At 60.4% G+C, this 26,576-nt stretch carries 22 protein-coding genes; 6 read left to right on the top strand and 16 right to left on the bottom strand.

Annotated features, from left to right (window positions below):
- Positions 1–2 precede the first annotated feature (2 nt).
- Genes MUY35_RS14185 through MUY35_RS14170 form a run of 4 tightly spaced genes read right to left on the bottom strand, consistent with a single transcriptional unit; the run spans position 3 to position 6,710 of the window.
- A complete protein-coding gene (locus tag MUY35_RS14185) occupies positions 3–2,081 on the bottom strand; it encodes a hypothetical protein (RefSeq protein WP_248369725.1) in 2,079 nt (692 codons plus the stop codon).
- Complete coding sequence (locus tag MUY35_RS14180) at positions 2,078–4,855, bottom strand: DUF4159 domain-containing protein (protein WP_248369723.1); 2,778 nt, start codon at positions 4,853–4,855, stop codon at positions 2,078–2,080. Before MUY35_RS14180 ends, MUY35_RS14185 begins: the two co-directional genes overlap by 4 nt.
- Positions 4,852–5,709 (bottom strand): DUF58 domain-containing protein, encoded by an 858-nt coding sequence (locus tag MUY35_RS14175; protein WP_248369722.1) that lies wholly within the window; start codon positions 5,707–5,709, stop codon positions 4,852–4,854. The genes MUY35_RS14180 and MUY35_RS14175 overlap by 4 nt, the downstream gene beginning before the upstream one ends.
- The gene (locus MUY35_RS14170) at positions 5,706–6,710 is read right to left on the bottom strand and encodes a MoxR family ATPase (protein WP_248369720.1); all 1,005 of its coding nucleotides are present in this window, start codon (positions 6,708–6,710) and stop codon (positions 5,706–5,708) included. The genes MUY35_RS14175 and MUY35_RS14170 overlap by 4 nt, the downstream gene beginning before the upstream one ends.
- A 116-nt stretch (positions 6,711–6,826) precedes the next feature.
- Between MUY35_RS14170 and MUY35_RS14165 the strand changes: the two genes are divergently transcribed.
- Entirely contained in the window at positions 6,827–7,390 is a 564-nt protein-coding gene (locus MUY35_RS14165) for a DUF1285 domain-containing protein (RefSeq protein WP_248369862.1), read from the top strand.
- Between the two features lie 6 nt (positions 7,391–7,396).
- On the opposite strand, the gene MUY35_RS14160 is transcribed toward MUY35_RS14165, so the two are convergent.
- On the bottom strand, positions 7,397–8,425 hold the full coding sequence (locus MUY35_RS14160) for a proline racemase family protein (protein WP_248369718.1): 1,029 nt from the start codon (positions 8,423–8,425) through the stop codon (positions 7,397–7,399).
- A gap of 109 nt (positions 8,426–8,534) precedes the next feature.
- Here MUY35_RS14160 and MUY35_RS14155 point away from each other — a divergent pair, with 109 nt between their 5' ends.
- Positions 8,535–9,656, top strand: a complete 1,122-nt coding sequence (locus MUY35_RS14155) for a class I SAM-dependent RNA methyltransferase (protein ID WP_248369716.1) — start codon at positions 8,535–8,537, stop codon at positions 9,654–9,656.
- A 57-nt stretch (positions 9,657–9,713) separates the two neighbouring features.
- Here the strand turns inward: MUY35_RS14155 and MUY35_RS14150 are convergent, their stop codons facing one another.
- Entirely contained in the window at positions 9,714–10,487 is a 774-nt protein-coding gene (locus tag MUY35_RS14150; RefSeq protein ID WP_248369714.1) for a transporter substrate-binding domain-containing protein, read from the bottom strand.
- Between the two features lie 155 nt (positions 10,488–10,642).
- Here MUY35_RS14150 and MUY35_RS14145 point away from each other — a divergent pair, with 155 nt between their 5' ends.
- Both MUY35_RS14145 and MUY35_RS14140 read left to right on the top strand, forming a co-directional pair.
- Positions 10,643–11,344 carry an amino acid ABC transporter ATP-binding protein gene (locus tag MUY35_RS14145; protein ID WP_248369860.1) on the top strand — a complete coding sequence of 234 codons (702 nt, stop codon included), beginning with the start codon at positions 10,643–10,645 and terminating at the stop codon, positions 11,342–11,344.
- A 10-nt stretch (positions 11,345–11,354) separates the two neighbouring features.
- Positions 11,355–12,125 (top strand): amino acid ABC transporter permease, encoded by a 771-nt coding sequence (locus MUY35_RS14140; RefSeq protein ID WP_248369712.1) that lies wholly within the window; start codon positions 11,355–11,357, stop codon positions 12,123–12,125.
- A gap of 15 nt (positions 12,126–12,140) precedes the next feature.
- On the opposite strand, the gene MUY35_RS14135 is transcribed toward MUY35_RS14140, so the two are convergent.
- From MUY35_RS14135 to acs, 7 genes are all read right to left on the bottom strand, one after another.
- Positions 12,141–13,556 carry a 3'-5' exonuclease gene (locus MUY35_RS14135; RefSeq protein WP_282569306.1) on the bottom strand — a complete coding sequence of 472 codons (1,416 nt, stop codon included), beginning with the start codon at positions 13,554–13,556 and terminating at the stop codon, positions 12,141–12,143.
- A complete protein-coding gene (locus MUY35_RS14130) occupies positions 13,553–14,083 on the bottom strand; it encodes a hypothetical protein (protein WP_248369710.1) in 531 nt (176 codons plus the stop codon). The genes MUY35_RS14135 and MUY35_RS14130 overlap by 4 nt, the downstream gene beginning before the upstream one ends.
- A gap of 29 nt (positions 14,084–14,112) precedes the next feature.
- A complete protein-coding gene (locus MUY35_RS14125) occupies positions 14,113–15,948 on the bottom strand; it encodes a DUF294 nucleotidyltransferase-like domain-containing protein (RefSeq protein WP_248369708.1) in 1,836 nt (611 codons plus the stop codon).
- 103 nt (positions 15,949–16,051) lie between these two features.
- Positions 16,052–17,839: a sodium:solute symporter family protein gene (locus MUY35_RS14120; protein ID WP_248369706.1), complete on the bottom strand. Its 1,788-nt coding sequence runs from the start codon at positions 17,837–17,839 to the stop codon at positions 16,052–16,054.
- Between the two features lie 11 nt (positions 17,840–17,850).
- Positions 17,851–18,111, bottom strand: a complete 261-nt coding sequence (locus MUY35_RS14115; RefSeq protein WP_248369704.1) for a DUF4212 domain-containing protein — start codon at positions 18,109–18,111, stop codon at positions 17,851–17,853.
- Between the two features lie 60 nt (positions 18,112–18,171).
- A complete protein-coding gene (locus tag MUY35_RS14110) occupies positions 18,172–18,858 on the bottom strand; it encodes an adenylate kinase (RefSeq protein WP_248369857.1) in 687 nt (228 codons plus the stop codon).
- Positions 18,858–20,828, bottom strand: a complete 1,971-nt coding sequence (gene acs / locus MUY35_RS14105) for an acetate--CoA ligase (RefSeq protein ID WP_248369702.1) — start codon at positions 20,826–20,828, stop codon at positions 18,858–18,860. Before acs ends, MUY35_RS14110 begins: the two co-directional genes overlap by 1 nt.
- Before the next feature lie 462 nt (positions 20,829–21,290).
- On the opposite strand from acs, the gene MUY35_RS14100 reads away from it, so the two are divergent.
- A complete protein-coding gene (locus tag MUY35_RS14100) occupies positions 21,291–21,968 on the top strand; it encodes a nitroreductase (RefSeq protein WP_248369700.1) in 678 nt (225 codons plus the stop codon).
- Positions 21,969–21,990: 22 nt separating this feature from the next.
- Here MUY35_RS14100 and MUY35_RS14095 read toward each other — a convergent pair whose 3' ends face one another.
- Both MUY35_RS14095 and MUY35_RS14090 read right to left on the bottom strand, forming a co-directional pair.
- A complete protein-coding gene (locus MUY35_RS14095) occupies positions 21,991–23,103 on the bottom strand; it encodes a thiolase family protein (protein WP_248369698.1) in 1,113 nt (370 codons plus the stop codon).
- Positions 23,100–24,296, bottom strand: a complete 1,197-nt coding sequence (locus MUY35_RS14090) for an AMP-binding protein (protein WP_248369696.1) — start codon at positions 24,294–24,296, stop codon at positions 23,100–23,102. Before MUY35_RS14090 ends, MUY35_RS14095 begins: the two co-directional genes overlap by 4 nt.
- Before the next feature lie 238 nt (positions 24,297–24,534).
- Between MUY35_RS14090 and MUY35_RS14085 the strand changes: the two genes are divergently transcribed.
- Positions 24,535–25,473: a 2-dehydro-3-deoxygalactonokinase gene (locus MUY35_RS14085; protein WP_248369694.1), complete on the top strand. Its 939-nt coding sequence runs from the start codon at positions 24,535–24,537 to the stop codon at positions 25,471–25,473.
- A gap of 4 nt (positions 25,474–25,477) precedes the next feature.
- On the opposite strand, the gene ugpC is transcribed toward MUY35_RS14085, so the two are convergent.
- Positions 25,478–26,575: a sn-glycerol-3-phosphate ABC transporter ATP-binding protein UgpC gene (gene ugpC / locus MUY35_RS14080; protein WP_248369692.1), complete on the bottom strand. Its 1,098-nt coding sequence runs from the start codon at positions 26,573–26,575 to the stop codon at positions 25,478–25,480.
- Position 26,576 lies beyond the last annotated feature (1 nt).

Raw genomic sequence — 26,576 nt, 5'->3', positions numbered from 1 at the left:
CGCTAAGTCGCGCGTCGCACGCCACCGCGCCCCTCAACGAGCCATGCACCAATCAGAGACAGCGCCGCAAGCGCCAGCATAAGCCAAGCTGGGGCCAAAGGTATGACGCGGATCGCCTGCGTCACATATGCGTCGCGCGGTGTGTAGCCGATCCAGCCACGCCCATGGGCTGTTTGGCCGACACGCACCGGGCGTAGGCCAGGCAAGCCATCCTCAATACGTTTCACGGTGCCGCGTGTCGCAGCCCCCAGTGGCGTAAGAAGCGTTGCGTCCGCAATCGGTTGTTCAAACTCGCGCAAGGCGGCAAGGCCACGTACGACCACGGTTGTCAGGTCATCGTGTGACACGCGATACAGGCCTTGATCGGGCGCATCAATGTCAGCCTCGAAAACGCCGGGTGTCCGCTCGGTCAAGGCCAGCGCAGCCTCGGTCCCGTCGGGATGAGTCACGGCCGCCTCGGGCACGCTGTCAGCCATCGTTCGCCGCTCTATGGTCAAGCCTGTATCGGTGGCGGTGGCAGTCAGCGCTTCTTCCTCAAGCTCGGGTTCGCGCATCAGCCAATGGGCCAGGCGACGCAGCAATTCCAACTGCGGCCCCCCGCCTTGATACCCGCGCGCCCAGAGCCATGCGTGATCTGACCCCAGCAGCGCAACCCGGCCATCCTCCACGCGATCGACCGTCAAAAGCGCGCTATCCTCGGGGCCGTTCAGGATCGTGTGGCCACCGGTCGGCTCAAGTTCAACCCGGCGCAGCCACGACCCCCAGCCACCTTCAGGCGCAAAGTCTTCCAGATCGCGCGTGACCGGGTGGCGCGCGCCCGCGTCGCTGATCATCGGGCGGAACGCATCTTCAACCAATCGACCAGTGGGGAAAGCGGGCAGGATAGCGGACAGACCAGAGCGCGCGATGCTTTCTGCCCCAGCAAGGGCAGGCCCCGCTGCAATCAACACAGCCCCGCCCCGTTGCACATAGGATCGCACGCTTTCCAGATAGCCGCCGGGCAGAATGCCCCTCAGGCGATAACGGTCAAATATGATCAGGTCGAATTCGTCGATCTTGTCGACAAACAGCTCTTGCGTCGGGAAGGCGATCAGACTGAGTTCATTGACCGGCACGCCGTCCTGTTTTTCCGGCGGGCGCAGGATGGTGAAATGCACAAGGTCCACCGCGCTGTCAGATTTCAGCAGGTTGCGCCATGTCCGGGTGCCGGGATGGGGCGTGCCCGACACAAGCAACACACGCAGGCGGTCGCGCACGCCGTTCACTTCGATTACGGCGGCGTTGTTACGGTCGGTCAGCTCGCCTTCGGCTGGTGGCAGGGTCACGTGGATCAGGTTGCGCCCCGCATGGGTCAGGGTAAGGGGCAGGATAATTTCGGCCCCAACCCGCGCGACCAGTGGCTGTGATGCGCCTCCATCGCGCGATACCGACAGTTCAATCAGGTCGGTGGCTGGCGGTGCGCCCAAAGCGTCAACCCGCAGCCGTATCTCGACCTCTTCGTCCAGAATGGCAAAGGCCGGGGCTTGGATCACCGACAAGCGCAGGTCCCAATCGGTTGCGCGCCCAGTCAGCAAGGATTGGAACGGGGCCGGCAGGTTGGGGGCAAGGTCGGGGTCATGGATCACCCCGTCGGTGATCGCAACCACACCCGCCACCCGGTCGCGGGGCAAGTCGGCTAGGGCTGCCGTCATCGCCCGCATCAGATGGGTGCCGTCTGGCGCAGCAGGATCTGCAAATTCGGACAGGCGGCGCGTGGCCAACTCAAGACCCGCGCGGGAAGCGACCTGCGCCGTCAATGCCTCAACCGCGGCCGCATTTTGGGCTGCACGGTCTGACAGGCTTTGCGACGCACTGTCATCCACAATCGCCAAGATAATATCGGATAGGGGCTCGCGGTCTTCTTGTTGAAGGGACGGCCCGGCCAAGGCGGCCAACACCGCCAGCGCCGCCACCGCGCGCAGCGCCCAGCCCGCCAGCCCACGCCAAAGCGCCAGAACAAGCCCTGCCAGTGTTAAGGCAGCAAGAAAGCCAATCACCGGCCACGCTAGGCCCGGTGTGAATATCAGGTCCGAGGCATTCATTCCCCCAACCTTTCCAACAACGCCGGCACATGCACCTGATCGGATTTGTAATTCCCCGTCAGCACATGCATCACAAGGTTGATACCAAAACGCACTGCCATTTCGCGCTGGCGGTCCCCGGCTTGACCGCGCCCGACCGGAAACATCGGCGCGCCATCAGACCGGATCGCCCAAGCGCCTGCCCAGTCGTTGCCGCCAATGATCACCGGGCTGACCCCGTCATTGAGGTTGCGAAACGGCATCCCCTCGGCCCGTTCGGCGTTCGGTGGGGCTGCCTCGACCCACGCCGGGCCACGCGCGCGGCCGGGAAATTCCTCTAGCAAATAGAACGAGCGGGTCAGAACGTGATCAAGCGGGACAGGTTCCAGCGGCGGCAGGCCAAGCGGCAGCGCGATGGTGCGCAGCCGTAGCGCCGCCGCACTTTCCCCACCAAATCCGGCATCGCGGGTGTCAAACAGGATGAAACCCCCGGCGGCAAGATAGGTTTTCAGACGCCCATAAGCCTCGGGGCTGGGTTGACGGGTGGTATCGGTGATCGGCCAGTACAGGAATGGATAAACTGACAGGTCGTCGCTTTCGACATCAAGGCCGAAAGGCGGCGCTGGCTCGACCGAGGTGCGTGAAAACAGTTGGTCGGAAAGCCCCGTTAGCCCGGCCTTAGCGACCTCGTCCGTGGCGCTGTCGCCAGTCAAAACATGCGCCAGCGTCACGGTGCTGGCGGCTCCAATCACGCCATCTGCTGTGCCAACCTCTTGCGCAACGCTGTCGTTCGGCGCGCAGAGCATGGCGAACATGAAGACAGCCCCAACCCGCGCAGCTCCTTTCATGGTGCGCGCACCCCAAAGGCGCCCGGAAATCAACAGGCTTGCCAGAACGTCAATGACGCCAACGATCAGCGCCCCGGCCAGCAAATATGGTGCGAGGCTTCGCGTTGCGCTGCGATCTTCCCAACGTGGTGCGATATGGGCGGGCCAATTTGCCGGCGACATTTGCGCGTCGGCATCAAGCGTATTGACGGCCATCAACCGATCCCCGTCAGCATAAAGACCGGGTGGCACGTCGGCACCGGCCCCGGCCAGCAATTGCGGCCCATCGACGCCTGCCTGCGCCCCAGCAGGGCCAAGTTGACCAAACGGATCCAACAGCCGTTCGGCCACCCATTGCGTCCCCTCAAGCGCCTCGGATTTGACCTGTCCGGGGCGGGTCGAGACGGCAAGCCGCTCTAACATCTGCACAAACAGACCTGACAGGGCCAGCGACGACCATTCGGCATTGGCCGAGATGTGGAACAAAACCACTTGCCCATCGCCCAGCGCCTTGCGGGTCACCAGCGGTGTTCCATCCGCCAGCGAGGCCATGGTTCGGTCGGCAAGGTCCGGGCCGGGTTCCGCAAGGATTTGCGCGCGCACAAGCACGTCATCCGGCACGCGGAGCCCGAAGAAGGGCGAAGTGTCGGGGAATGGGGCCAATGCACGTGGCGCGCCCCAGCTCATCGCGCCACCAACCACACGGCCACCAGATCGCAGACGCACGGGAAGCAGAATATCTTCAACCCCGCGCCCGGTGTCGGCGGCGGCCAGACGCGGGCCGGCAAACCGCAAAAGAAGCCCGCCCTTTGCCACCCACGCGGCCAGCGCTTTCTGATCGGGTTCGGCAAGGCTGGGCACATCCGGCAGGATCACAACCTCTGGCCCGGCCTCAACCAGCGTCGTGATCGACTCGTCTTCGATCACTTCGGCCGAGGGCACCAGCGCTTCGCGCAGATAATGCAGTGGGGATAGCAGTTCCAACCCTTCGCGCGATTGCGTGCCGGTCAAAAGTGCGACGCGGCGACGGCGCAGACTGTCATCGGCTAGCGTAACAGCCCCGGCGGCGAGCTGGGCGGCCAGTTGAAACCGGGTGATGCGGTTGCGAAGTTCTGGCGGCAGGGCCATCCGCACTTCCCCGCGTGCAGCGCCGGCGGAGAATGTCAGGGGCGATGCGGCCAACACCCGTTCGACCCCAGTTGGGTCTGGACCAATGGCCTGGACCTGAAGTTCGGTGGTCGTCACCGCTTCGCTGCGCAGCGCTTGCAGCACAAGTGAGCCATCCTCGGCTTGCGCAGGCAAAAGCCCCAAACGCGGTGCCGTAGGTTGAAGGACATCGACGCGGCCTTTCGCCTCGAACGCGGCCAAAAGGTCACTGCGGCCCTCACGCGCCAAACCGTCCGACACCCAAACCGTGTCAGCATCCTGTAAGCCCGCAACCCATTGCGGCGCAGCGCCATAAGGCGCGTCCCACGATACCGGCGACAAACCCGGCAAACGCGCGCGCCAATCCCCGGCGCTGAGCCACTGAGGGGCTGCCCCATCGGCCAGCCCAACATCATGCGACAATGTGATAGCCACGGTGCGACCAGCCTGAGCCGCGTCGTCAAGTTGGTCTTCAATGGCCGCGATCCGCTGCGGCCAGTCGGACGCCGCCGTCCATTGGGCATCAACGAAGATCAGGAGAGGGCCACGTCCGGCTTGGCGCTCTTCCGGGTTCAAAACCGGCCCTGCAAAGCCAAGGATCAGCGCCGCAACCGCCAGCAGGCGCAACAACAAAAGCCACCACGGCGTTCGGTCACTTTCCGCGTCGCGATCTTCAAGGCCCAAAAGCAGCGTCACCGCCGGAAACCGCCGCCGAACGGGCGCAGGTGGCACCGCGCGCAGCAGCCACCAAAGAACCGGCAGGGCCGCAAGGGCCGCCAACAACCACGGCGTGGTGAACGCGATGGGCAATCCGAAGATCATCTGTGCCCCTCGATCGCGTGATAGAGCCAAAGAAGTGCTGCGCTGTCAGCTTCGCCGCTATGGTGGGTGTGAAACTGCCAGCCTGTACGACGCGCCAGATCAGACAGCTCGGCCTTGCGGGCGGTCAGCCGATCCAGATAGCGGTCGCGCAGGTCATGTGCTTCGCGCGTGTCATGTTCCAGACGGCCGCTCATGTCTTCAAAAATCATGCGGCCATGGAACGGAAAGCCTTCTTCCACCGGATCGAGGATCTGGAACAGCACGCCCGTAACACCCCGGTCGGCGGCTTGGGTGACGGCTTGCGCGACAGAGGCCGTATCACCCAGGAAATCAGACAGGAAAACTGCGCGTGAGCGTGCGGGTAAATCCACAAAACCTGTGTCCTGCGGGTCAATCAGCGCTGACGCCATGCGCGACAAAGCAAGCTCGCCGCGCCCTGCTGGGGAAGCACTGGTGGCCAGACCCACCCGTTCCCCGCCACGCACCAAAAGCGTTGCCAGAGCCATCGCAATCAAACGCGCCAACGCGCCTTTTTCGGGCACATCTGACGAGGATGCGAACGCCATCGAAGGTGACGCGTCCACCCAAAACAGTACGCTTTGCGCCGCCTGCCATTCCTTTTCTTGCACATAGTGATGATCCGACCGGGCAGACCGGCGCCAGTCGATACGGTGCGCAGGATCACCGGGTTGGGCGGGGCGAAATTGCCAGAACGCATCGCCTTGCCCCGGCCTGCGACGACCGTGTTCGCCCAACTCGACACTTGCCGCCAGATGACGCGCCTGCGCCAAAAGCGGCGGCAAGCGCTCGGCCAGCGCTTCCGCGCGGGTGCGTAAGGTGGGGTTGGAAGTCACGCGGCTGCTGCGGGTCTGGTGGCCTGATCGACCACGGCGTCAATGACCTCTGCCAGATTGTGACCAGCCGCACGCGCGCCATAGCTCAGCGCCATGCGGTGGCTCAGCACTGGACGCGCCAAGGCGCACACATCGTCAATGCCCGGCGCAAGCCGCCCGTCGATCAGCGCACGCGCACGTGTCAAAAGCATCAGGGCCTGTGCCGCACGCGGTCCCGGCCCCCAACTGACCGTATCACGCACGATCTGCGGTGCGGCGTCATCGTCGGGGCGGCAAGCGCGCACAAGGTCAAGGATCGCATCGACCACGCCTTCGCCAACAGGCATCCGGCGCAACAGCTTCTGCGCGGCGATCAGCTCTGCGCCGGTAAAGACAGGTTCGGCCTGCGCATCTTCGGTGCCTGTCGTGGCCAGCAGGATATCGCGTTCGGCGTCCCGGTCAGGGTATTCCACATCGACTTGCAACAAGAACCGGTCCAACTGCGCCTCGGGCAATGGGTAGGTGCCTTCCTGCTCCAGCGGGTTTTGCGTGGCCAGCACATGAAACGGCGCACCCAGATCATGGGTTTGTCCGGCGACCGAGATCTGATGTTCCTGCATCGCCTGCAATAGCGCGGACTGGGTGCGGGGGCTGGCGCGGTTAATCTCGTCCGCTAAAAGAAGCTGGCAGAAGATCGGGCCTTTGAGGAACCGGAACGACCGCGCGCCATCTGCGCTTTCTTCCAGCACTTCCGCCCCAAGAATGTCTGATGGCATCAAGTCAGGGGTAAATTGAATGCGCCCCTCGCGCAGGCCCATCACGGTGGACAGCGTTTCCACAAGCCGCGTTTTGCCCAACCCCGGCAGGCCAATCAGCAGCGCGTGCCCGCCTGCCAGAAGCGCTGACAGGGTCAGGTCAACCACCTGCTCTTGCCCAATGATCCGGCGGCCAATCACCTCTTTCGCGCGGGCAAGCGTGTCACCAAGGGCTTCAATCTCATCCAAAAGGGCTTCGTTGGTCATGGATATTCCTCCGCTCCGCTATTACATTTCATTAAAGGCCAAACACGTCGGGGGAACAAATGACAAAAGCGCCAAATGACGGGAAATCGCCGGAAAAAGCCGCCGTCGGCGGAAACATGACCGAGGCATTGGCCGCAGCCGCGCGTAAAGCGGGCAAGAAGGGCCCGCCGCCGGTCCATCTTTGGAACCCTGATTTTTGCGGTGACCTGGACATGCGGATCGCGCGGGACGGGACGTGGTTTTACCTTGGCACGCCTATTGGGCGGCATGAGCTTGTGAAGCTCTTTTCATCTATCATTCGTAAGGATGGTGACGACTATTTCCTTGTCACGCCTGTCGAGAAAGTCGGCATCACCGTCGATGACGCGCCCTTCGTCGCCATCGACTTCGAGCCATCTGGCACGGGCCGCGATCAGGTGCTGACCTTCACGACCAATGTGGGCGACGAAACCAGCGCGGGCCCGGACGCCCCCATTCGCGTTGTGCGTGACCCGGACACTGGCGAGCCTTCGCCTTATGTGCTGGTGCGCACGAACCTTGAGGCGCTGATTGATCGCAAGAGCTTTTACCGCCTGATCGACCTTGGCGCGCATGAAGATCAGGACGGCGAAAGTTGGTTTGGGTTGTGGTCGGGCGGCACGTTCTTCCCGATCATCCCCTCCGTTGATCTGGACGTCTGACAGGCATCAAGACGCCCCCCATGTGTCTTTCAGGCGATAGCCTTCGGGCCAGGGGTCGGACGGGTCCAGCATGTGCTGGTGAACGCCGGTGATCCAGCCACGACCCGAAATGGACGGCACGATTGCGGCGCGGCCCCCAACTTTGGCGTCCCGCACAATCTGTCCGGTGAAGGTGGACCCGATGATCGAGGTCGCGACGAGGCTGTCGCCAACGCCCATTTCGCCCTGCGCGGCCAACACCGCCATGCGCGCGGACAGGGCGGTGCCAGTCGGTGATCGGTCTACTTTTCCTGGCTGAATGGCAACAGCGGCGCGGGCTGTAAGGTGATCATTTTCACGGCTGAGCGCCCCGGCAAACAAGCAAAACGAGATATGGTCCCAATCCGGGTTTTCCGGATGCGTAAAGCCAAGCTGTTCATTTGCCGCATCGGTGATGCGCACGCCCAGCCGCGCAATGTCGGCGGCTTCGTCCTCGCGGATGCTGAAGTCCAACATGGCTGCATCGACAATGACAAAACTGTCGCCGCCATATGCCGTGTCAACGGTTAGGCTGCCCACGCCCTCGACCTCAAGCGGCACAGACAGACGGTCTGCGAAGCTTGCAACATTCTGGACAGTGATGCGGTGCGCCTTGCCGTCTTTACAGTCTGCGCGAACACGCACCAGCCCGCCGGGCGCTTCAAGCACCATTTCCGTCACCGGCTCGGTCATCGGGATGATGCCACTGTCCAGAAGCGCGGTCGCCACGCAGATCGAGTTGGACCCAGACATAGGGGGCGTGTCCTCAGGCTCCATGATGATGAACGCTGCATCGGCGTCTGGATGCTTCGGCGGCACCAGCAGGTTCACATGACGAAACACGCCGCCGCGCGGTTCGTTCAGAACGAAATTGCGCAGGTTCTGATCCTTTGCGATGTGACGGCTTTGCGCCCAGATCGTATCACCGGGTGGCGGCGCGACCCCACCGACGATGACATCGCCGACCTCGCCTTCTGCATGGCAGGAAATCACGTGAATGGTCTTGGAACTGCGCATTTTCTTGGCCCCTCGCGGATGTTCAGCCCCGCCACTGTCCTTGCCACGATGCCCCGGCACAAGAAGAATTCGCCTCGCCCCGCTGACGCCGATGGGCTAGAGAGCAGACATGAGCACCACAGACACAATTGAAGTTTTCCTTGTCGCCCCACCGGGTCTGGAACCCGTGTTGGCCGAGGAAGCCCGCGCCGCAGGTTTTGCAACCCCAACGGCCAGCCCCGGCGGCGTCACGACGCAAGGCGGCTGGGACGAGGTCTGGCGCGCCAACCTGACCCTGCGCGGCGCAACCCGTGTGTTGGTTCGACTGGGCAGCTTTCGAGCGTTTCATCTGGCGCAACTTGATAAACGGGCGCGCAAGTTTCCGTGGGGGGATTTTCTGCGGGCGGACATGCCAGTGCGGGTCGAAGCCGTGTGCAAGCGGTCGAAAATCTATCACCACAAGGCGGCCGCCCAGCGGGTCGAGAAGGCTATTTCCGAGGAATTGGGCGCGACAATCTCGAAAGAGGCCGCGCTGGTTTTGAAGGTGCGGATTGACGACAATATGGTGACGATCAGTTTGGATAGCTCGGGCGAAAGCCTGCACAAGCGCGGCTACAAGACCGCGACCGGCAAAGCGCCGATGCGTGAAACCCTTGCGGCCCTGTTCCTGAAGGCCGCAGGCTATGACGGACAAGAACCGGTGCTGGACCCTATGTGCGGATCAGGTACTTTTTTGATCGAAGCCGCCGAAATGTCTGTGGGCCTATTGCCCGGCCGCGCGCGCTCGTTTGCGTTCGAGAATTTGGCGAGTTTTGATGCCGAGGCCTTCGCCATGATGAAAGCGGAGGCAGAAGTTGAAGTTAGCGCCGACACCCCCCGCTTCTTCGGGTCAGACCGAAATGCAGGCGCGATTGCCAACAGTCGGCATAACGCCGAAGCCGCCGGGATCGCCGCCTTAACCCAATTCACCGAGGGGTCGATCAGCGACCTGCAACGGCCTGAAACACCCGGCGGCCTTGTCATCGTGAACCCGCCTTATGGTGGGCGGATCGGCAACAAAAAACTGTTGTTTGCGCTTTACGGCTCGCTGGGAAAAGTGCTGCAGGAAAGATTTTCGGGTTGGCGGGTTGGGATCATCACCAGCGACGGTGGGTTAGCCAAGGCGACCGGTCTGCCCTTCCTGCCCCCCGGCCCGCCGGTCGATCACGGCGGCACCAAAGTGAAACTGTATCAAACGGCCAAGCTGCCGTGATGGCAATTGAAAAGGCCGGACAGAACGCCCGGCCTCCTGTCTATCATGCGACCAGTTTCACAGACCCCATTTCGCGGCGGTTTCTGCGAAGAACCCTTGTTCTTTCTTCACTTTTACCCAGCTGTTCACATAGTTGATCCACACCTGATCGCTCTGCGGTAGGATCATCGCGATCGGCGTCGGTTCACGCGGGGCTTCGACCGGCACAGCAGTCACTTGGGGAAATTTCTCGGTCAGTGTGGCACCTTCGATGTTCGACGTGATGAACACATCGGCGCGCCCAGCCAGAACCTCCTGATAGCCACGCGCGGGCGCTTCGACCACTTTGATATCTGCTTCCGGGAACCAGTCGCGCACCATCTTTTCAAACGAGGTGCCAAGCGTGGTCGCAACCTTCACATCAGGTTTGTTGACCGTCTCCCAGCCATCAAACTTCGCAACCTTGTCTTCAGTGGTGAAGGGCAGGATTTGCACTGAAATGTATGGCTCGGAATACCCCGCCACCTTCATCCGCGACGGCGAGATCGAGGCAGAACCGGTCATGTGATACTTGCCCGCCACAATTCCGTTCACCAGCGTTTTCCAATCGGTGGGAACGAATTCCAACTCTACCTCAAGATCTTTGGCCAGCTCGGTCATGACGTCGATGTCATACCCGCGATAGCTGTCGGTCGCGGGGTCCTTCATCGTCATCGGGTTCCAGTCGCCCGTAGTGCCCACCTTCAGGACGCCGCCCGAAAGAATATCGTTCAGGGCAGATTGGGCCTGCGCCCCGCCAGCCAGCATTGTCATTGCCAGCAGCCCGGCCCCAAGTGTTCGCAGAAAGTTCATCGCGCGGTGTCCTTTTGGTGGTTATCAAATTCGTAGCGTGTTCATATACCATACGAATTGCAGCGGGACTTGGACCTGCTGCTCACAATCAGTTGAACAGATCGCGGCGGAAAGAACAAGTGGCGAACACCGAGCGGACAAAACATGCGATCACTATGGATGCCGTCAACAAGTGGTATGACGATTTTCAGGTGCTGCAGGATATTTCGCTGACCGTGGATCACGGCGAAAAGCTGGTGATCTGCGGCCCGTCCGGATCGGGGAAATCCACGGTTGTCCGCCTTTTGGCGGGGCTCGAGACACACCAGAAAGGCACGATCCACGTATATGACCAGCCTGTCGATGCCCAAGGCCGGGGCGATATTGGTATGGTTTTTCAGCAGTTTAATCTATTTCCACACCTAAGCGTTCTGGACAATCTGACGCTGGGTCCGATGCGCGCCCTTGGAATGCCAAAACTGGAAGCTCGTGACCGCGCCATGGCTTACCTAGAGCGCGTGCGCATCCCCGAACAGGCCGACAAACGCCCCGGCCAATTGTCGGGTGGGCAGCAACAGCGCGTGGCGATCGCGCGATCACTTTGCATGGAGCCTAAGCTGATGTTGTTTGACGAACCCACGTCAGCGCTGGACCCGGAAATGATTGCCGAGGTGTTGGACGTGATGGAGGATCTGGCGAGCGATGGCATGACGATGATCTGCGTGACCCACGAGATGGGGTTTGCGCGCCGCGTGGCCGATCGCGTCGCCTTTATGGACCAAGGCGAGATCGTCGAGATTGCCCCCCCAGAAATTGCCTTCACTGCACCGAAATCCGCCCGCTTCGCACAATTCCTTGATAAAATCCTGAAGCATTAGGGGTGTGACAATGATCAGAACCCGTCTGACCCTCGCGATACTGTCGCTTTTCGCCCTAGCCGCTTGTTCGGCTGCGCCCGGCATATGGGGCTGGTATGTGATCGACCCGTCAACATCGTCGGGCTGGACCAATGTGAAATTCCTGTTTCGGGGATTTTCGTCAACCATCCAGATCTCGGTTCTGGCGGCTGTTGCGTCGATCATCATCGGTCTGATTGTCGCCCTGCCCGCCTTTGCGCAGAACCGATGGTTGCGCCTGCCCAACCGCATTTATGTCGAGTTTGTCCGCGCGATCCCACTATTGCCAATGCTGTTTTGGGTTTTTTACGGACTTCCAGTCGTCCTACGCTCGATGGGCATCACCCTGAATATCGACCCGTTCTGGGGTGCGGTGATCACGCTGGCCCTGTCCGATAGCGCGTTTACCGCCGAGATTTTCCGGTCCGGCATCCAAGCCGTTCCACGCGGTCAGGCCGAAGCCGCCCAGACCATCGGGTTAAGCCGTGCGCAGGCGATGCGCTATGTCATTCTGCCGCAAGCGGTGCGGCGCATCCTGCCGCCGTTGGCCAACCAGTTCATCTATATCGTGAAAATGTCCGCCTTCGCATCCGTGATCGGGATGGAGGAGTTGACCCGGCGGGCCAACGAGTTGGTGGTCACCGAATACCGTCCGCTGGAAATCTATACGCTGCTGATCCTCGAATATCTGGTGCTGGTCCTGATCATCTCGGCGGGGGTGCGGTGGCTGGAGCGCAAGATGAATGCAGATGAAAGCCGATAACCCGCAGGTGGGGCACTAGTTCAGGTCTTCCAACAATCTCTTGTGCTTCTTCGCCTCAGCAATCGCGCCCGCCAAGGTCTCGATCCCGCGCGAATGCAGCATGGCAAGCATTTTGCACAGCACCTCGGCGGTCGCATGGGCGTCGCCAAGGGCGGTGTGACGCAGTTCAGGCGGGATCGTCACGCCCAGACGCTCGCACAGTGCGTCCAGTGTGTGAACCTCGGTTGTGCCATACAGAACGGCTGACAACAGGACCGTATCCAGAATGGGATGGGTCCATTCGACGCCGCAATCCTCGGCATGACGCCGCAGGAACGCCATGTCGAACGGCGCGTTATGGGCCACCAAAACAGAGCCGCGCGCGAAGTCATGCAGGTGTCTGCCAGCCACGTCGATCTTCGGCTGCCCGGCCACCATCGCGTTGTTGACGCCATGCACCTTGGTCGACGCTGGCGAGATCTTCATCCCAGGATCGACCAGTTGATTGATCGTCTCGCCGGGGACGATTTTTTCCTTCACCACTCGCACTGCGCCGATTTGAACCACCTCATCTTTGTGCGGTAGCAGCCCCGTCGTTTCGGTATCGAACACGACATAGGTCAGGTCTTTCAGCGGCATATCCATCAGATTGTCAGTGGCCTGACCTTCCATCAGATCGAAGTCGAACACCACTGGGCGGCTTTGGTCGGGGGCGATGTTGGCGTGCGCCTCGTCGATGATGACCAGATAGCCTTCGCCTGGGCCAAGCGGTTTCAAACGGGCGTCGAACTCTAACCCATTGGCAGCAGCCAAATCAGAAAAACTTTGCTCCAATCCGGTCGAGATCATCTTTTCATAGGCCGCCAAGAACGGACCCTTCTGGAAATAGTCAAAGATCGAGGCATTCAGCCGGGCCGGGCAGACCTGCGACAGCACGCCTGCGGCCTGCGTGTCATAAAGAACAATCTGGTGCGCCGGGTTAACCAGCACCATCGCCACCGGAATTTCCGACAAAAGGGCCGTCAGGCGCGCCTTATCTGCGGACAGTCGCGCCGTTTCTGAGGCAACGATACTGGCCTGATCCATTGTCGATTTCATCAACTGCTCTGACACCGCTTCGGCGGCCGGAGCAAGATCGCCCAAATAGCGCGCGGCGTGGGTATCGACCCCCCCTGAGCCCGCGTGTGCGCGAGACCTAAGGCCACTCGCCAGTCGTTCGATCGGGCGGGCCACGTTTTCATCAAACAAAAACCAGACACCGGCAGACAGCGCCAGCAGCCCAAAACCGGACAACACGGCTGAAAACACAAAACCTGACGCTATGCCCGCAGTGCCCGCGCGCGCATAGCCAATCGCGAGTGCTATCATCACCAAACCCACCCCGGATACAGCCAAGAGCGCGAAGAACAGAAAGATTCGCAGGCGTAACGACAGGGTGGTCAGGATTTTCATGATGTCACCTCTAGATTGCAGATAGCGGTAAGGATGGGGTCGGTGGCGGGTACCTTGACCCAATCGACGCCGGACACTTGGCCGGACGCGTCAAATTCCACCGCATCAATTAGCGGCGCGCGTTTGCCCGCCGCGCAGTCGCCCAGAACGACCATTTTTTCTGGCGCGGACCATCGCCCCATGAACAGCAAATCGACCATCCGCAAAGACGGCTGCGCTTCGTGCGTGCGCAGGGATTGTTCATCCAGCGCCGCGAACCGTTCGACAAACGGTACCGCATAGGTCCAGGGGCGGTAAAGCGACCGGTTTTCAACCTCCATCACGACGGTCATACCTTCAGGCAGAAGGTCCCGCGTGCGGTCATACCAGGCGTATTCCGTGGCGACGGTTGTTACGATCATGGCAAGCCCCGCGCCCACTGGCATGGCCCATTTCGGCATCCTGCCACGGGTCAGCTTGTTCAAAATCAAAACCAAACCGGCCCCGACAAATGCTGAAACCAGCGTGGCGATAATTTCGTAAAACATTCAGTATCCTTCCCTGCGCGCGTTGTGCGTCAGCTCAACATTCCGCGCCCGTGCCCAATGGCACTTTGCATTGATTTTACCACGACAAATGCATCGCGCAGATGGCTACGGTCAAACTCCGAAAGATCCGATGGCGACAGGTAGTTGTCAGGTGCCTGCCCCGCCTTCACCTGCTCCGCCTGATGTTCAAGCCGCGTCTCGGCGATCAGGTCATAGGCGTCCAGCAAATCCCGACCGCCCGACTGGCTAACGATGCCGGCGTTCATGGCAGCCTCAAGCCGGGCCCGCGTGTTCGCTTCGATCAACTGACCTTGCAGTGCATACACCCGGCCCAGATCAACAATCGGCACCACACCATTATGTTTCATATCCAGATGGTTCTTGTGTTCACCCGACCGGATGGTCGCAAAGCCGCGCAGCAATCCCAGCGGCGGCGTGTGCTTCAGACCGTTCGAAATCATGTGCGCCACGAAGATCGAGTTTTTCGCCGCCATCGCCAATGTGTCGGATTGCAGGTTTTCAAACAATCGCGCGTCGCCGGCGATGGCGCGCAGGTCGAACATGACCGAGGCCAGCATCTGTGCCTCGGGGACGGGCTTGGAAATCCAGCCGTCAAAATACCTCCGCCAGACCGACAGCGGCTGGCACCAACGCGGGTTGGTCGCCATCATATCGCCGGGGCAATAGAAATAACCGCAAGCGTCCAATCCGTCACTGACGAACTTGGCCAGTTCCGCGAAGTAGCCTTCCCGGTCCGCATCAGTCACGTCGTCGGACAGGATCAGGCAATTGTCCTGATCCGACACCCCGGTTTGTTCCTGCCGCCCCTGACTTCCACATGCAAGCCACAGATACGGAACCGGGGCCGGGCCAAGCTTTTCTTCCGCCAACGCGACCAAACGGCGCGTGGCCGTGTCCGCGATATCGGTGATCAAACGGGTCACCACCTGATGGGGGCTTCCACCGGCAACGAGTTGAAGCAGAAGTTGCGGAATGCGCGCGGTGACTTTGCACATCTCCTGCGCGTCGGCAGCCTGTGCTATCTCGCGCACCAGTTCTGCCGAACTGACTGCCTGAAACCGGGTCAGGTCCGTCTGGCTGACAATGCCAACGAGCTTATCGCCTTCGACAATGGGCACATGGCCGATGCGCCTTTCCATCATCACATGCAGCACGTCTGACCCGATGGCAGACGGCGCAAGGGTGATGGGGTTGGACGTCATGACGGCAGATACAGGTGTATCCGTCGGCAGTGCTTCGGCCAGCACTTTGCCGGACATATCGCGGATCGTCAGGATGCCCGTCAGCTTGTCGCCGTCGGTCATGCACAGCGACGACACACGATGGTCGCGCATCAGGATCGCGGCCTCGCGCACCGTCGCGTCGGGCGCACAGGTGATTGGGTTGCGAGCCATGAACGTGTCAACTTGAGTTGTGGCAAGGCTTTGGCGGGTCTGCTTGCTGGGCTTGTCAGCGCGCGAGCGGTCAAAGAAACGGCGCACAGGGTCATGCTTGGCCATCAGGGCGCGGAAGGCTTTGGCGGGTAGAATCAACAGGGTCGCATCGGTCGTCGCGCGGGTTTCTGTGACCGCTTTACCGTCGCGCAGAAGGCCGCGTTCACCGAATGAATTGCGCACACCAAGTTGGCTGACGGTTTCGCCGTTTTCGTCTGTGACCTCAACCTCGCCTTGATGGATGATGAAGATACCGGGCAGTTTGGTGCCCAGCGCGTAGATAGTGTCACCCGCCGAAGCCGCGCGCGGCTCGATCTGGGCGGCAAGCGCGCTGAGAACGTCCTGGGGCAACACGTCATAGGGATGCACGGATTGCAAAAAACGGAGGATTTGATCCTGGGTCAACGGCATTCAACTGCGCCTTTACTGAAAAGAAATGTCCCGCCCGGTGTGCACCGGACGGGACAGGATTGAAAGGGGGCGGGGGCCCGCATGGAGCACCCGCCCAAGCCTTTTACTTGCTCTGTGCCGCACCGGCGCCGCGCGGAACGCGAACGCTTTCCACCAGCTCACGGATGTGGTCGGGCGTCGGTTTGGTCATACCGGACACAGTATAAGCAACGGCGAAGTTGATCATCGCACCGATCGCACCGAACGAAGTCGATTTGATCGTTCCCAGAAGCGGATCCGCATCTGTGAAGCTGTTTGTGTCAGGAATAAAGAACCAACCTTTGTGCAGGAAGATGTACAGCAACGTCACGGTCAGACCAGCCAACATACCAGCAACAGCGCCGCTGTTGTTCACCTTGGTCGAGAAGATGCCCATCATCAGTGCCGGGAAGATCGACGCAGCAGCCAGACCAAAGGCCAAAGCCACAGTCTGCGCGGCGAAGCCCGGAGGGTTAAGGCCCAGATAGGTTGCAACCACAATCGCAACGGCCATGGCAACACGTGCTGACATAAGTTCGCCTTTTTCCGAGATGCCCGGATTAAACGATCCTTTGATCAGGTCATGTGACACAGCCGAGGAAATTGCCAGAAGCAGACCAGCAGCAGTCGACAGCGCGGCGGCAAGACCACCAGCTGCAACTAGGCCGATCACCCAACCAGGAAGGTTGGCAATCTCGGGGTTAGCCAGAACCAGAATGTCGCGGTTGAAGTTGGTCAGCTCGTTACCGGCCCAACCTTTTTCAGCAGCGATTGCCTGAAGATCAGCGTTGGCATCGTTATAGTACTGGATCGCACCATCGCCGTTCTTGTCTTCCCAACCCAGAAGGCCGGTTTTCTGCCATGTGGCCATCCAGTCATACCGTTGATCTTCTTCGATCTGTTGCACGGTCACGGCACCACCGTCGATGCCTCCATTGGGCCACATCATTTCCGAGATGTTCAGACGCGCCATTGCACCAACAGCCGGGGCTGTCAGGTAAAGCAGTGCGATGAACACCAAAGCCCAACCAGCGGACCAACGCGCGTCGGACACTTTGGGAACAGTGAAGAAGCGCATAATGACGTGCGGCAGACCTGCCGTACCAATCATCAGCGACAAGGTGAACAGGACCATGTTCAAGGTGTCAGAGTGGTGTGCTGTGTATTCGTTGAAGCCCAGTTCGCGCACAATCGCGTCCAGTTTCGCCAAAAGCGGCTCACCCGAAGCAACGTGGTCGCCGAACAGGCCAAGGGCCGGGATCGGGTTGCCTGTCAGCTGCAGCGAGATGAAGATGGCCGGAATGGTGTAGGCCATGATCAACACGACATACTGAGCCACCTGCGTATAGGTCACACCCTTCATGCCGCCGAAAACGGCATAAGCGAACACAACCGCAGCACCGATCAGAAGGCCAGTGGTATTGTCCACCTCAAGGAAGCGACCGAAGGCCACGCCAACGCCGGTCATCTGACCGATAACATACGTCGTCGAGGCAACGATCAGACAGACAACAGCCACGATACGGGCTGTCTGACTGTAGAAACGATCCCCGATGAATTCCGAAACGGTGTATTTGCCGAACTTACGCAGGTAAGGCGCAAGCAGCAGGGCCAGCAGCACATAGCCGCCAGTCCAACCCATCAGGAAGGTCGAGTTGTCGTAGCCAGTGAAGGCGATAAGGCCAGCCATCGAAATGAACGAGGCCGCCGACATCCAGTCAGCCGCCGTTGCCATACCGTTGGTGACGGGGTGAACACCACGCCCAGCGGCGTAGAATTCCGAGGTTGAGCCCGCGCGGGCCCAAATAGCAATGCCGATGTAAAGCGCGAAACTCGCACCAACAAACAGCAGGTTGATCGTAAACTGATCCATGTGTTTCTCCCTTACTCTTCGTCGACGCCGTGTTCACGGTCGAGCTTGTTCATGCGCCAGGCGTAGTTAAAAATCAGAATGAGGAAGACGATAATCGACCCCTGCTGAGCAAACCAGAAGCCCAAATCGGTACCGCCTACGGCGATGCCCGACAGCATTGGGCGCAGCAGAATGCCGAACCCGAATGATACGATCGCCCATATGACTAGGCTGATCATGATAATGCGCACATTGGCTGACCAATATGCAGATTTGGATGAGTTTTCGGCCATGAAGCCACCTCCCTATCGTTCCGGTGACAGGGTGCTCATGCAGCCCCGCCTGTCCCTTTCTTATGCAATCGCGTCCTCAACGATTGCGCTAAGATTGCCTGCGATCTCGTCGATGCCCAGCATCGCGTTGACCGTTTTCAGGCTGCCCTTGCCCTTGTAATAGGCAATGAGCGGTGCCGTTTGTTCGTGGTAAGCCACAAGACGGCTTCCCACGGTTTCGGCATTATCGTCGGCCCGGCGTTTCATTGCCGTGCCGACGCATTTGTCGCAAACCCCGGATTGCAGGGGTTGCTTAAACTCGTCGTGATACCCTTCACCGCAATCACCGCAGGTATAGCGGCCGGAAATCCGGGTCACCATCGCGGCGTCGTCCACCTCTAGGCTGACGGCTGCGTTGATTTTCTGACCACCTTCGGCCAACAACGCATCCAGCGCCTGTGCCTGTACGGTGGTGCGTGGGAAGCCGTCCAGAATGACGCCTTGGGCGCAATCCTCGTCGGCCAATCGGTCACGCAGAATGGCGATAACAATCTCGTCTGAAACAAGGTCGCCTGCCTCCATCACCGCTTTCGCAGCTTTGCCGGCATCTGTGCCCGCAGCCACTGCCGCACGCAGCAGGTCGCCGGTGGACAATTGCACAAGGCCAAACTTCTCTTCCAACATGCGCGCTTGCGTGCCCTTCCCGGCGCCCGGAGGGCCAAGAAGGATCAATACGGGTGCCGCGGTCTTGGCGCTTGCAGCGTCCATCATGCGTCACCCTTTTTCAAACGGTTGTCGATCAGATCGTCAACCACTGACGGGTCGGCCAGTGTCGAGGTGTCGCCCAGCGCGCCGAAATCATCTTCGGCGATCTTGCGCAGAATGCGGCGCATGATCTTGCCCGAACGGGTTTTCGGCAAGCCCGGCGCCCACTGGATGTGATCAGGGCTGGCAATTGGGCCGATTTCCTGACGGACCCAGTTGCGAAGCTCGGTTTTCAACTCGTCGGTATATTCCTCGCCGTCCATCAGAGTGACGTAGCAATAGATGCCCTGCCCTTTGATGTCATGCGGGAAGCCTACAACAGCGGCTTCGGACACTTTGGCATGTGCGGCCAATGCGCTTTCGACTTCGGCAGTGCCCATGCGGTGACCCGATACGTTGATCACGTCGTCCACACGACCGGTGATCCAGTAATAGCCATCCGCGTCGCGGCGACAGCCGTCACCAGTGAAATAATAGCCCTTGTAGTCCGAGAAATAGGTGGCGACGAAACGCTCGTGATCCCCGTAGATGGTGCGCATCTGGCCGGGCCAGCTGTCTTTCATGCACAACACGCCTTCGGCTTCGGTTGTGGTAATCTCTTCGCCCGTGGTGGGTTCAAGAATGACGGGCTGCACGCCAAAGAAGGGCGTGGTGGCCGAACCGGGTTTGGTCGCGGTCGCGCCGGGCAGCGGGGTCAGAAGGTGACCACCGGTTTCCGTCTGCCACCACGTATCCACGATGGGGCAGGTCCCTTTGCCGACGATATCATTGTACCAATTCCACGCTTCGGGGTTGATCGGCTCTCCCACTGTGCCCAGCACCTTGAGGTCGGATAGATCGTATTTGGTGACGAACTCTTCGCCACGTGCCATCAGGGCACGGATCGCGGTGGGCGCGGTGTAGAACTGGTTGACCTTGTGCTTTTCGCACACGGCCCAGAACCGGCCCGCATCCGGGTAGGTCGGCACACCTTCGAACATCACCGTGGTCGCACCGTTGGCCAAGGGGCCATAGACGATATAGCTGTGGCCTGTGACCCAGCCCACATCGGCCGTGCACCAATAGACATCGCCTTCGTGATAATCGAACACATACTCATGGGTCATCGCCGCATACAGCAGATAGCCGCCTGAACAGTGCTCAACACCTTTCGGCTGGCCCGTCGAGCCCGACGTATACAGGATGAACAGCGGGTCTTCCGAATTCATCTGCTCGGCCGGGCAATCAGCAGACGCACCTGCCATCGCCGCGGCATAGGAGTGATCACGACCCGCAACCATCGGCACATCGCCACCCGTGCGCTCGACCACCAGAACTGGCGTCTTGCCAAGATCACCATGATCCAGCGCCGCATCCACATTGGTTTTCAGGGGCGTGTTACGCCCGCCACGCGGCGCTTCATCGGCGGTGATGACCAGCGACGCCTCACAACCCGCAACGCGCGCCGCCAATGCTTCGGGCGAGAAACCGGCAAAGACGATCGAATGGATCGCGCCGATACGCGCGCAGGCCAGCATCGAATACGCGGCCTCGGGGATCATCGGAAGATAAAGAATAACACGGTCGCCTTTCTTGACACCCATGCCCTTCATCACGTTGGCCAGCTTCGACACGTTTTCATGGAGCTCGCGATAGGTGATTTTCTTGTCGAGGTTGGGATCGTCGGATTCCCAGATGATCGCGACCTGATCGCCGCGCGTTTCAAGGTGGCGGTCGATGCAGTTTTCCGAGACGTTCAATTCGCCATCTTCGAACCACTTGATCGACACGTCCGGGTGTTTGAACGTCGTGTTCTTGATCTTGGTTGGGGTCTTTGACCACGTCAGGCGGGTCATCTGATCGGACCAGAACGCTTCTGGGTCATTCACCGAAGCGGCATACATCTCTTTGTATTTCGCAGCATCAATATGAGCGTTCGCGACAAATTCTGCTGACGGGGCATAAGTTTTGTCGGCCGTGGTTTCCAACGACATGCATGGTCCTCCCAATATTTCCTCCGGATCGCGCGGCGTGCACGGTCCATGAAAACTGGTCGAGTTAACAGCACAGTTTCCATTGTTGGTGAAAATAGTGGGACAACCCTGCGCCAAACAACAATTTTTCTGTAAATTTGTTTAACTGCTCTAGTGGATTATTGTAAATTTTTTACTGAATTGGGGAAATTCCTATAGAAATGCTGGTATTTGCCTGTGAATGTCATCCCGCATGATTTGTAAAGCCAGGCAATGTTTTTCGCTAACAATCTTTCGCGCAGCGTCTTGGGGGCGGCATTCGCGATGAAACCTCGCCGATTTGCAGAGAATCTATGCGATTGCACTGAACTAACGTTACGGAAGCAGCGGGGGGTCTAGGCCGCACATCACTTGGCAGCGACGGTGCATGGACCCCGCAGTTGGGATCATTTACCAAGAGCAGATGACAACTTCTGGTGCCTGATGACCCGCTCTTTTGAAAGCCTGCTGCAATCGCGCCGCTCTACGCGCGCATTCACAACTGACCCAGTGCCGCGCGCGGCGATCGAACGCATGTGCCGCGCCGCACGCCGCGCCCCCAGCGGGGCAAACCTGCAACCCGGGCAGTTTCACGTCCTGAGCGGTGCGCCGCTGGACAGACTGGTCACGACCTTGCACCACGCGCAGGATAACGGCACGCCAGCATCGACCGAATATTCCTATTTCCCGACCCCCATGCCGCCGGAGTTGAAGGCCCGTCAGCGGGCGGCGGGCTATGCCCTGTATCAAGCACTGGGTATCGGGCGGCGCGACGTGGCCGGGCGGCGGGCGCAGTTTGCGCGCAACTATGCCTTTTTCGACGCCCCTGTCGGAATCGTGGTCACCATCCGCCGGGATATGGGCAAAGGATGCTTCATGGATCTGGGAATGTCGCTGATGTCGTTTCTACTGTCCGCCGAGGATCAGGGTTTTGGCGCGACTGGCATTGGGGCGCTGGCCAGTTACGGCCCGGTTGTGCACAGCCATCTGAACCTGCCGGACAACGAGCTTGTGGTCTGCGGCATTGCGGTCGGTGTGGCTGACGCATCCGCGCCGGAAAACCAGTTCCGCACCGAACGCGCACCATTGGAAGAGTTTACCACCTTCAACGGGTTTGATTGATCCGCACCCCCGCTTGATGCGCTTAACGCGCGCGCAATACCAAAGCCGTGCCAAGGCCACCGGCGGCCGCAATGGCACCAAGCCCTGCCCCGCCCTGCGCCTGCAATTCGTGAAACAAGCGCACCGCAAGGATGGCACCTGACGCCCCGATCGGATGGCCGCGCGCCAAGCCACCGCCGCTTTGGTTCACGACCTCGCGGGCGATCCCCGCACCCTGCTGACACGCAATGGCCTGAACAGCGAAGGCTTCCATGATTTCGGCGAGCGCCAGGTCATCAGTCGTCAACCGGGCTGCGCCAAGCGCCTTCTTGATCGCTTCGACCGGTGCCAGACCGGGCAATATCGGATCGCCCGCGAGCGTTATGCCGGACAGGATGTCCACGGACGGGCAGGACAAGCGCCCCGCCACCCGGTCCGAAACCACCAGACAGAACGCCGCCCCATCCGCCGCAACCGCCATGTTGGCCGCAGTGATATCGCCCGACACCACGGGCGCACGCGCGCACAGTTGTGGAGTCAGCCTGCGGGCAAAGCCATCGCGTGTTTTCCCCAGCAACGGCACGATCTCGGGCGGGGTATCAGGCGCTTGCCATTGGGATGCTTTTGCGTGGCTTTGGATGGCCCATTCGTCCTGCGCTTGGCGTGTGATCCCCAACTGTTTACCCAGAGCATCGGCCGCATCTGCCATGTGGGGATCAATGTCGGCCCAAGGCGTAAATGGCGCCTGATCATAAGGTTCGGGCGGGCGACCATCGGCGAAGGTTCGTGACCGAAGCGGGCGGCGCGAATAGCTTTCGGCCCCACCAGCAATGACCACATCATGCTGGCCCGACATGACCATCGCTTGCGCCAATATGATCGCATCCAACCCACCACAGCACTGGCGATCAATCGTCAGCCCCGCGACGCTTTGCGGCAATCCAGCCGCCAGTACCGCGCGCCGGGCGGGATTTCCGCCCGCGCCCAAAGTGTTGGACAGGATCAGTTCGCCGATATCCTGCGGGGCAAGTCCGGCGTCCTCCAACACGGCTTGAATAAGCGGGGCGGCAAGATCGTGGATTTCGCAAGCCGCAAACGCCCCGTCGCGGGCCATGACCGGGGTGCGTCGAGCTGCGATGATGACGGCATGGGTCATACAGGCTGCTCTAACATCTTTGCCAACTGCAACAGATCCGGCTTTCCCGCGCCCAGCAAGGGCAGCTTGTCGACGAACACAATTCGTCGCGGCGTTGCATGAGTGCCCAGCGCAGTACGGCAGGTTTCGGTTATATTTTGAGCAAGCACATCGTCCCGCGGGCCTTGCACTATTACAACAATTCGATGTCCTCTTTTGGCGTCTAACACCGGCAATACTACGCATTTCTCAACATTTGGCAGGAATTGTAGCTGCGCCTCAATCGCCTCGGGAAAGACATTGTGATCGGCCACCGTCACCATCCGGTTTTTGCGGCCCAGAACCGTCAGATTGCCCGCTTTGTCCAACTGCCCCATCTCTCCGATCGAAAGATAGCCGTCCTGCCAACTTGTATCGGCGCTGGCCCGGTCAACATAGCCGTCGAATAAATAGGGGCTTTTGACCCAGATCTCGCCCACGTCGTTCGTGGCGGCACCTTGCGGGTCAAGGACGCGCAGATCGACCCCGGGATAGGCGCGACCGACGGACCCGGCAGGCGTCGCGGCATCGCCTATCGTCATAAAGCTCGTCTCAGTCGCGCCAAAGAATTCATGCACGGCAGCGTTGGGAAAAACCTCGTGCAACTGCGCGCGGGTCTGGGCGTCAAGTTTACCGCCCCCGCTGAATATCCAACGGACGGACTCAACCGGTTTGCTGTTGGACCCGACCAACAGCCGCAATTGAGTCGGCGTCGCATACAGGACCTGAACCCGCAGATCGCGCATCGCCGCCACCTGCGTGCGCGGCCGCAATCCGGTCAGCACAGCCAGATCGCAGCCAAGATGCAGCGCTTCCAGCGTGGCATAAAGTGTCAATGAATGCGCCAATGCACCCAGAACCGCATAGGGCGCGTCGGCCGAGATACCAAAGTGGTTGCGCGTAACCTCGAAACTGGCAATCCAAGACGCGGGGCTGCGCCGTATGGTTTTGGGCGCACCGGTTGAGCCTGCAGTTTGAACCATCAGCCATTGCGCGCCGCCTGCGACCTCGGCAGTAAACGGCCCCGATGGCGTCACCGCCAAACTTTCACCCTTGCCAAGCGCGCGCAGAACCGAGGCGACCGCCTTCGCAGCGGCGCTGCCTGCGGCGGACATGCCGTCACCGGGGACCGTCACAGTGCTTGTGATATCCTGCCTGAAACAATCGGGGATCAACTCGGGTTCCTTGTTGCGTTTTCTGCGCCGCACTATGCGACGGACTGTGTACGCTCGCCAGCCCTTTCGACGCGGATGGGGACAGAGCTCCAGACTGGGGCTGCACTGGTGAAACCCGGCTGCGCGCACTTTACGCGAGGCCAAGGGAAGCGTTATGTCAGCACTGTCCTGCAAACTGAAAAGGCGAATGTCTGGACACCTTATCGGCAGAAAACCCGCCTTGTGATACGAGAGAGCCATGAAACAGCCCATACTTCACGATCTTGATGGTGCGTCAAACCCCGCTTGGATCGCCGTGGATTGGGGCGCAACCCATCTGAATGTCTGGTTGATGGACGCCGAGGGGGCAGTGCTGGAAAAGCGCACAACCGACAAGGATATGGGCGACCCGAGGCGCGTCGATATTATCCTCATTTTGCAAGACATTCAAACGAATGTACCAGCCGACATGCCCTTGCCGACGATCATCTGCGGGATGGACGCCTCGCCGCGAGACGAGACGCCGCTCCCTTATGCGACTGTGCCCTGCCCACCGCCCGACATCGCGCAGGCGACGCGGATCAAGACGCAAGGGCTGGATATGCACATCCTGCCCGGCGTGAAACAGACGACCCCTGCCGACGTCATGCGCGGCGAAGAAACCCGGATCGCTGGTTTTCTATCGCACGAGCCTGACTTTGACGGCATCCTGTGCCTGCCCGGCGCTCACACCAAATGGGTCCATATCAGCGCGGGCGAGATTGTCAGCTTTCGCACCTTTATCACCGGCGAGTTGTTCGCCTTGCTGAGCAGCCAGTCGGCGCTGCGCCATGCGGTCGCCACCGATGAATGGGATCAAACGGCCTTTGACGCTGGCCTTGCTGATACCATGTCGCGCCCTGCCGACCTTGCCGCCAAGCTGTTTTCGCTGCGCGCCGAGGGGGTGTTGAACGACTTGCCGCCCGCCACCGCCCGCGCGCGCCTGTCCGCCCTTTTGATCGGGGCTGAGCTGGCAGCGGCAAAGCCCTATTGGCTGGGGCAAGAGGTGGTCGTTCTGGGCGAAACGGGCATGGCGGCGGCCTATCAAACAGCGTTAGCCGCGCAAGGGGTCGCTGTGCGTTCCCTGGATGCAACGGGCCTGACGCTGGTCGGTCTGATCGCCGCTTATCGCCGCCACGCAGACCCTCAAAACGGCTGATCGGTCAGTTCAGACGCTGGCCGGTTTCGGGTGCGAAATAGGACACTTTGCTCATATCGATCGACAGATCGAGCATCTCGCCCGGCGTTGCCACGGTTTCCGCGTGCAGACGTGCGGTGACCTGTTTGCCGCCAAGTTCTGACACAACATATGTGTCAGCGCCCGCAGGTTCGACCATATCGACCAGACACGATGCCTGCTGCACGCCAACACCGGCACGGAACCCAGCTTCGGCGATGTCTTCAGGGCGCAGACCAAGGATTACATCCTCGGGCAAGGATGGGGCGTTTTGGTCCGTCAAAACCAACGGCGCGCCAGTCCCACGCGCAATCTCGATCTGCGCACCCGTGCCGCCCGCGCGCGCCTTGGCCGGGATCAGGTTCATCGCGGGCGATCCCATGAAGTCGGCCACAAACAGGTTCGCGGGCTTGTTATAGATCTCGGCAGGCGTTCCGATCTGCTGGATCACGCCGCCTTTCAGGACCACGATCTTGGTGGCCAGCGTCATCGCCTCGATCTGGTCATGGGTCACGTAAACCATCGTCGCGCCCAAGGTCTGGTGCAGCTTCTTGATCTCGGACCGCATTTCAACTCGCAGTTTGGCGTCGAGGTTCGACAGGGGTTCGTCAAACAAGAACAGCTTGGGATCGCGCACCAGCGCGCGGCCCATGGCCACCCGCTGCCGCTGACCACCCGACAATTGTCCGGGACGGCGATGCAGCAATTGCTCGATCTGCAACTGGGTTGCCACTTCGTCCAGTTTGCGCGCCTGTGTTGCTTGATCGACGCCGCGCACCTTCATACCGAAGGTGATGTTCTTCGCGACAGTCATCGTCGGGTAAAGCGCGTAGGATTGGAACACCATCGCAATGTCGCGATCCTTGGGGCTGACATCGGTCATATCGGTGCCGTCAATCATCAGCTTGCCGCTGGTGATCGGCTCAAGCCCCGCGATGCAGTTTAGCAGCGTTGACTTGCCGCAACCCGACGGGCCAACCAGCACAAGGAAGTCGCCCGGTTCAATGGCGATGTTGATGTCCTTCAGGATCTCAACCGGACCATAGTTCTTATAGAGGTTCTGGATTTCAAGAATGGGGGCCATG

It is taken from the genome of Aliiroseovarius sp. S1339, from assembly GCF_023195695.1.
Taxonomy (GTDB): Bacteria; Pseudomonadota; Alphaproteobacteria; order Rhodobacterales; family Rhodobacteraceae; genus Aliiroseovarius.
The sequence above is the reverse complement of the archived record's forward strand: the minus strand, read 5'-3'. Positions and strand labels throughout refer to the sequence as shown.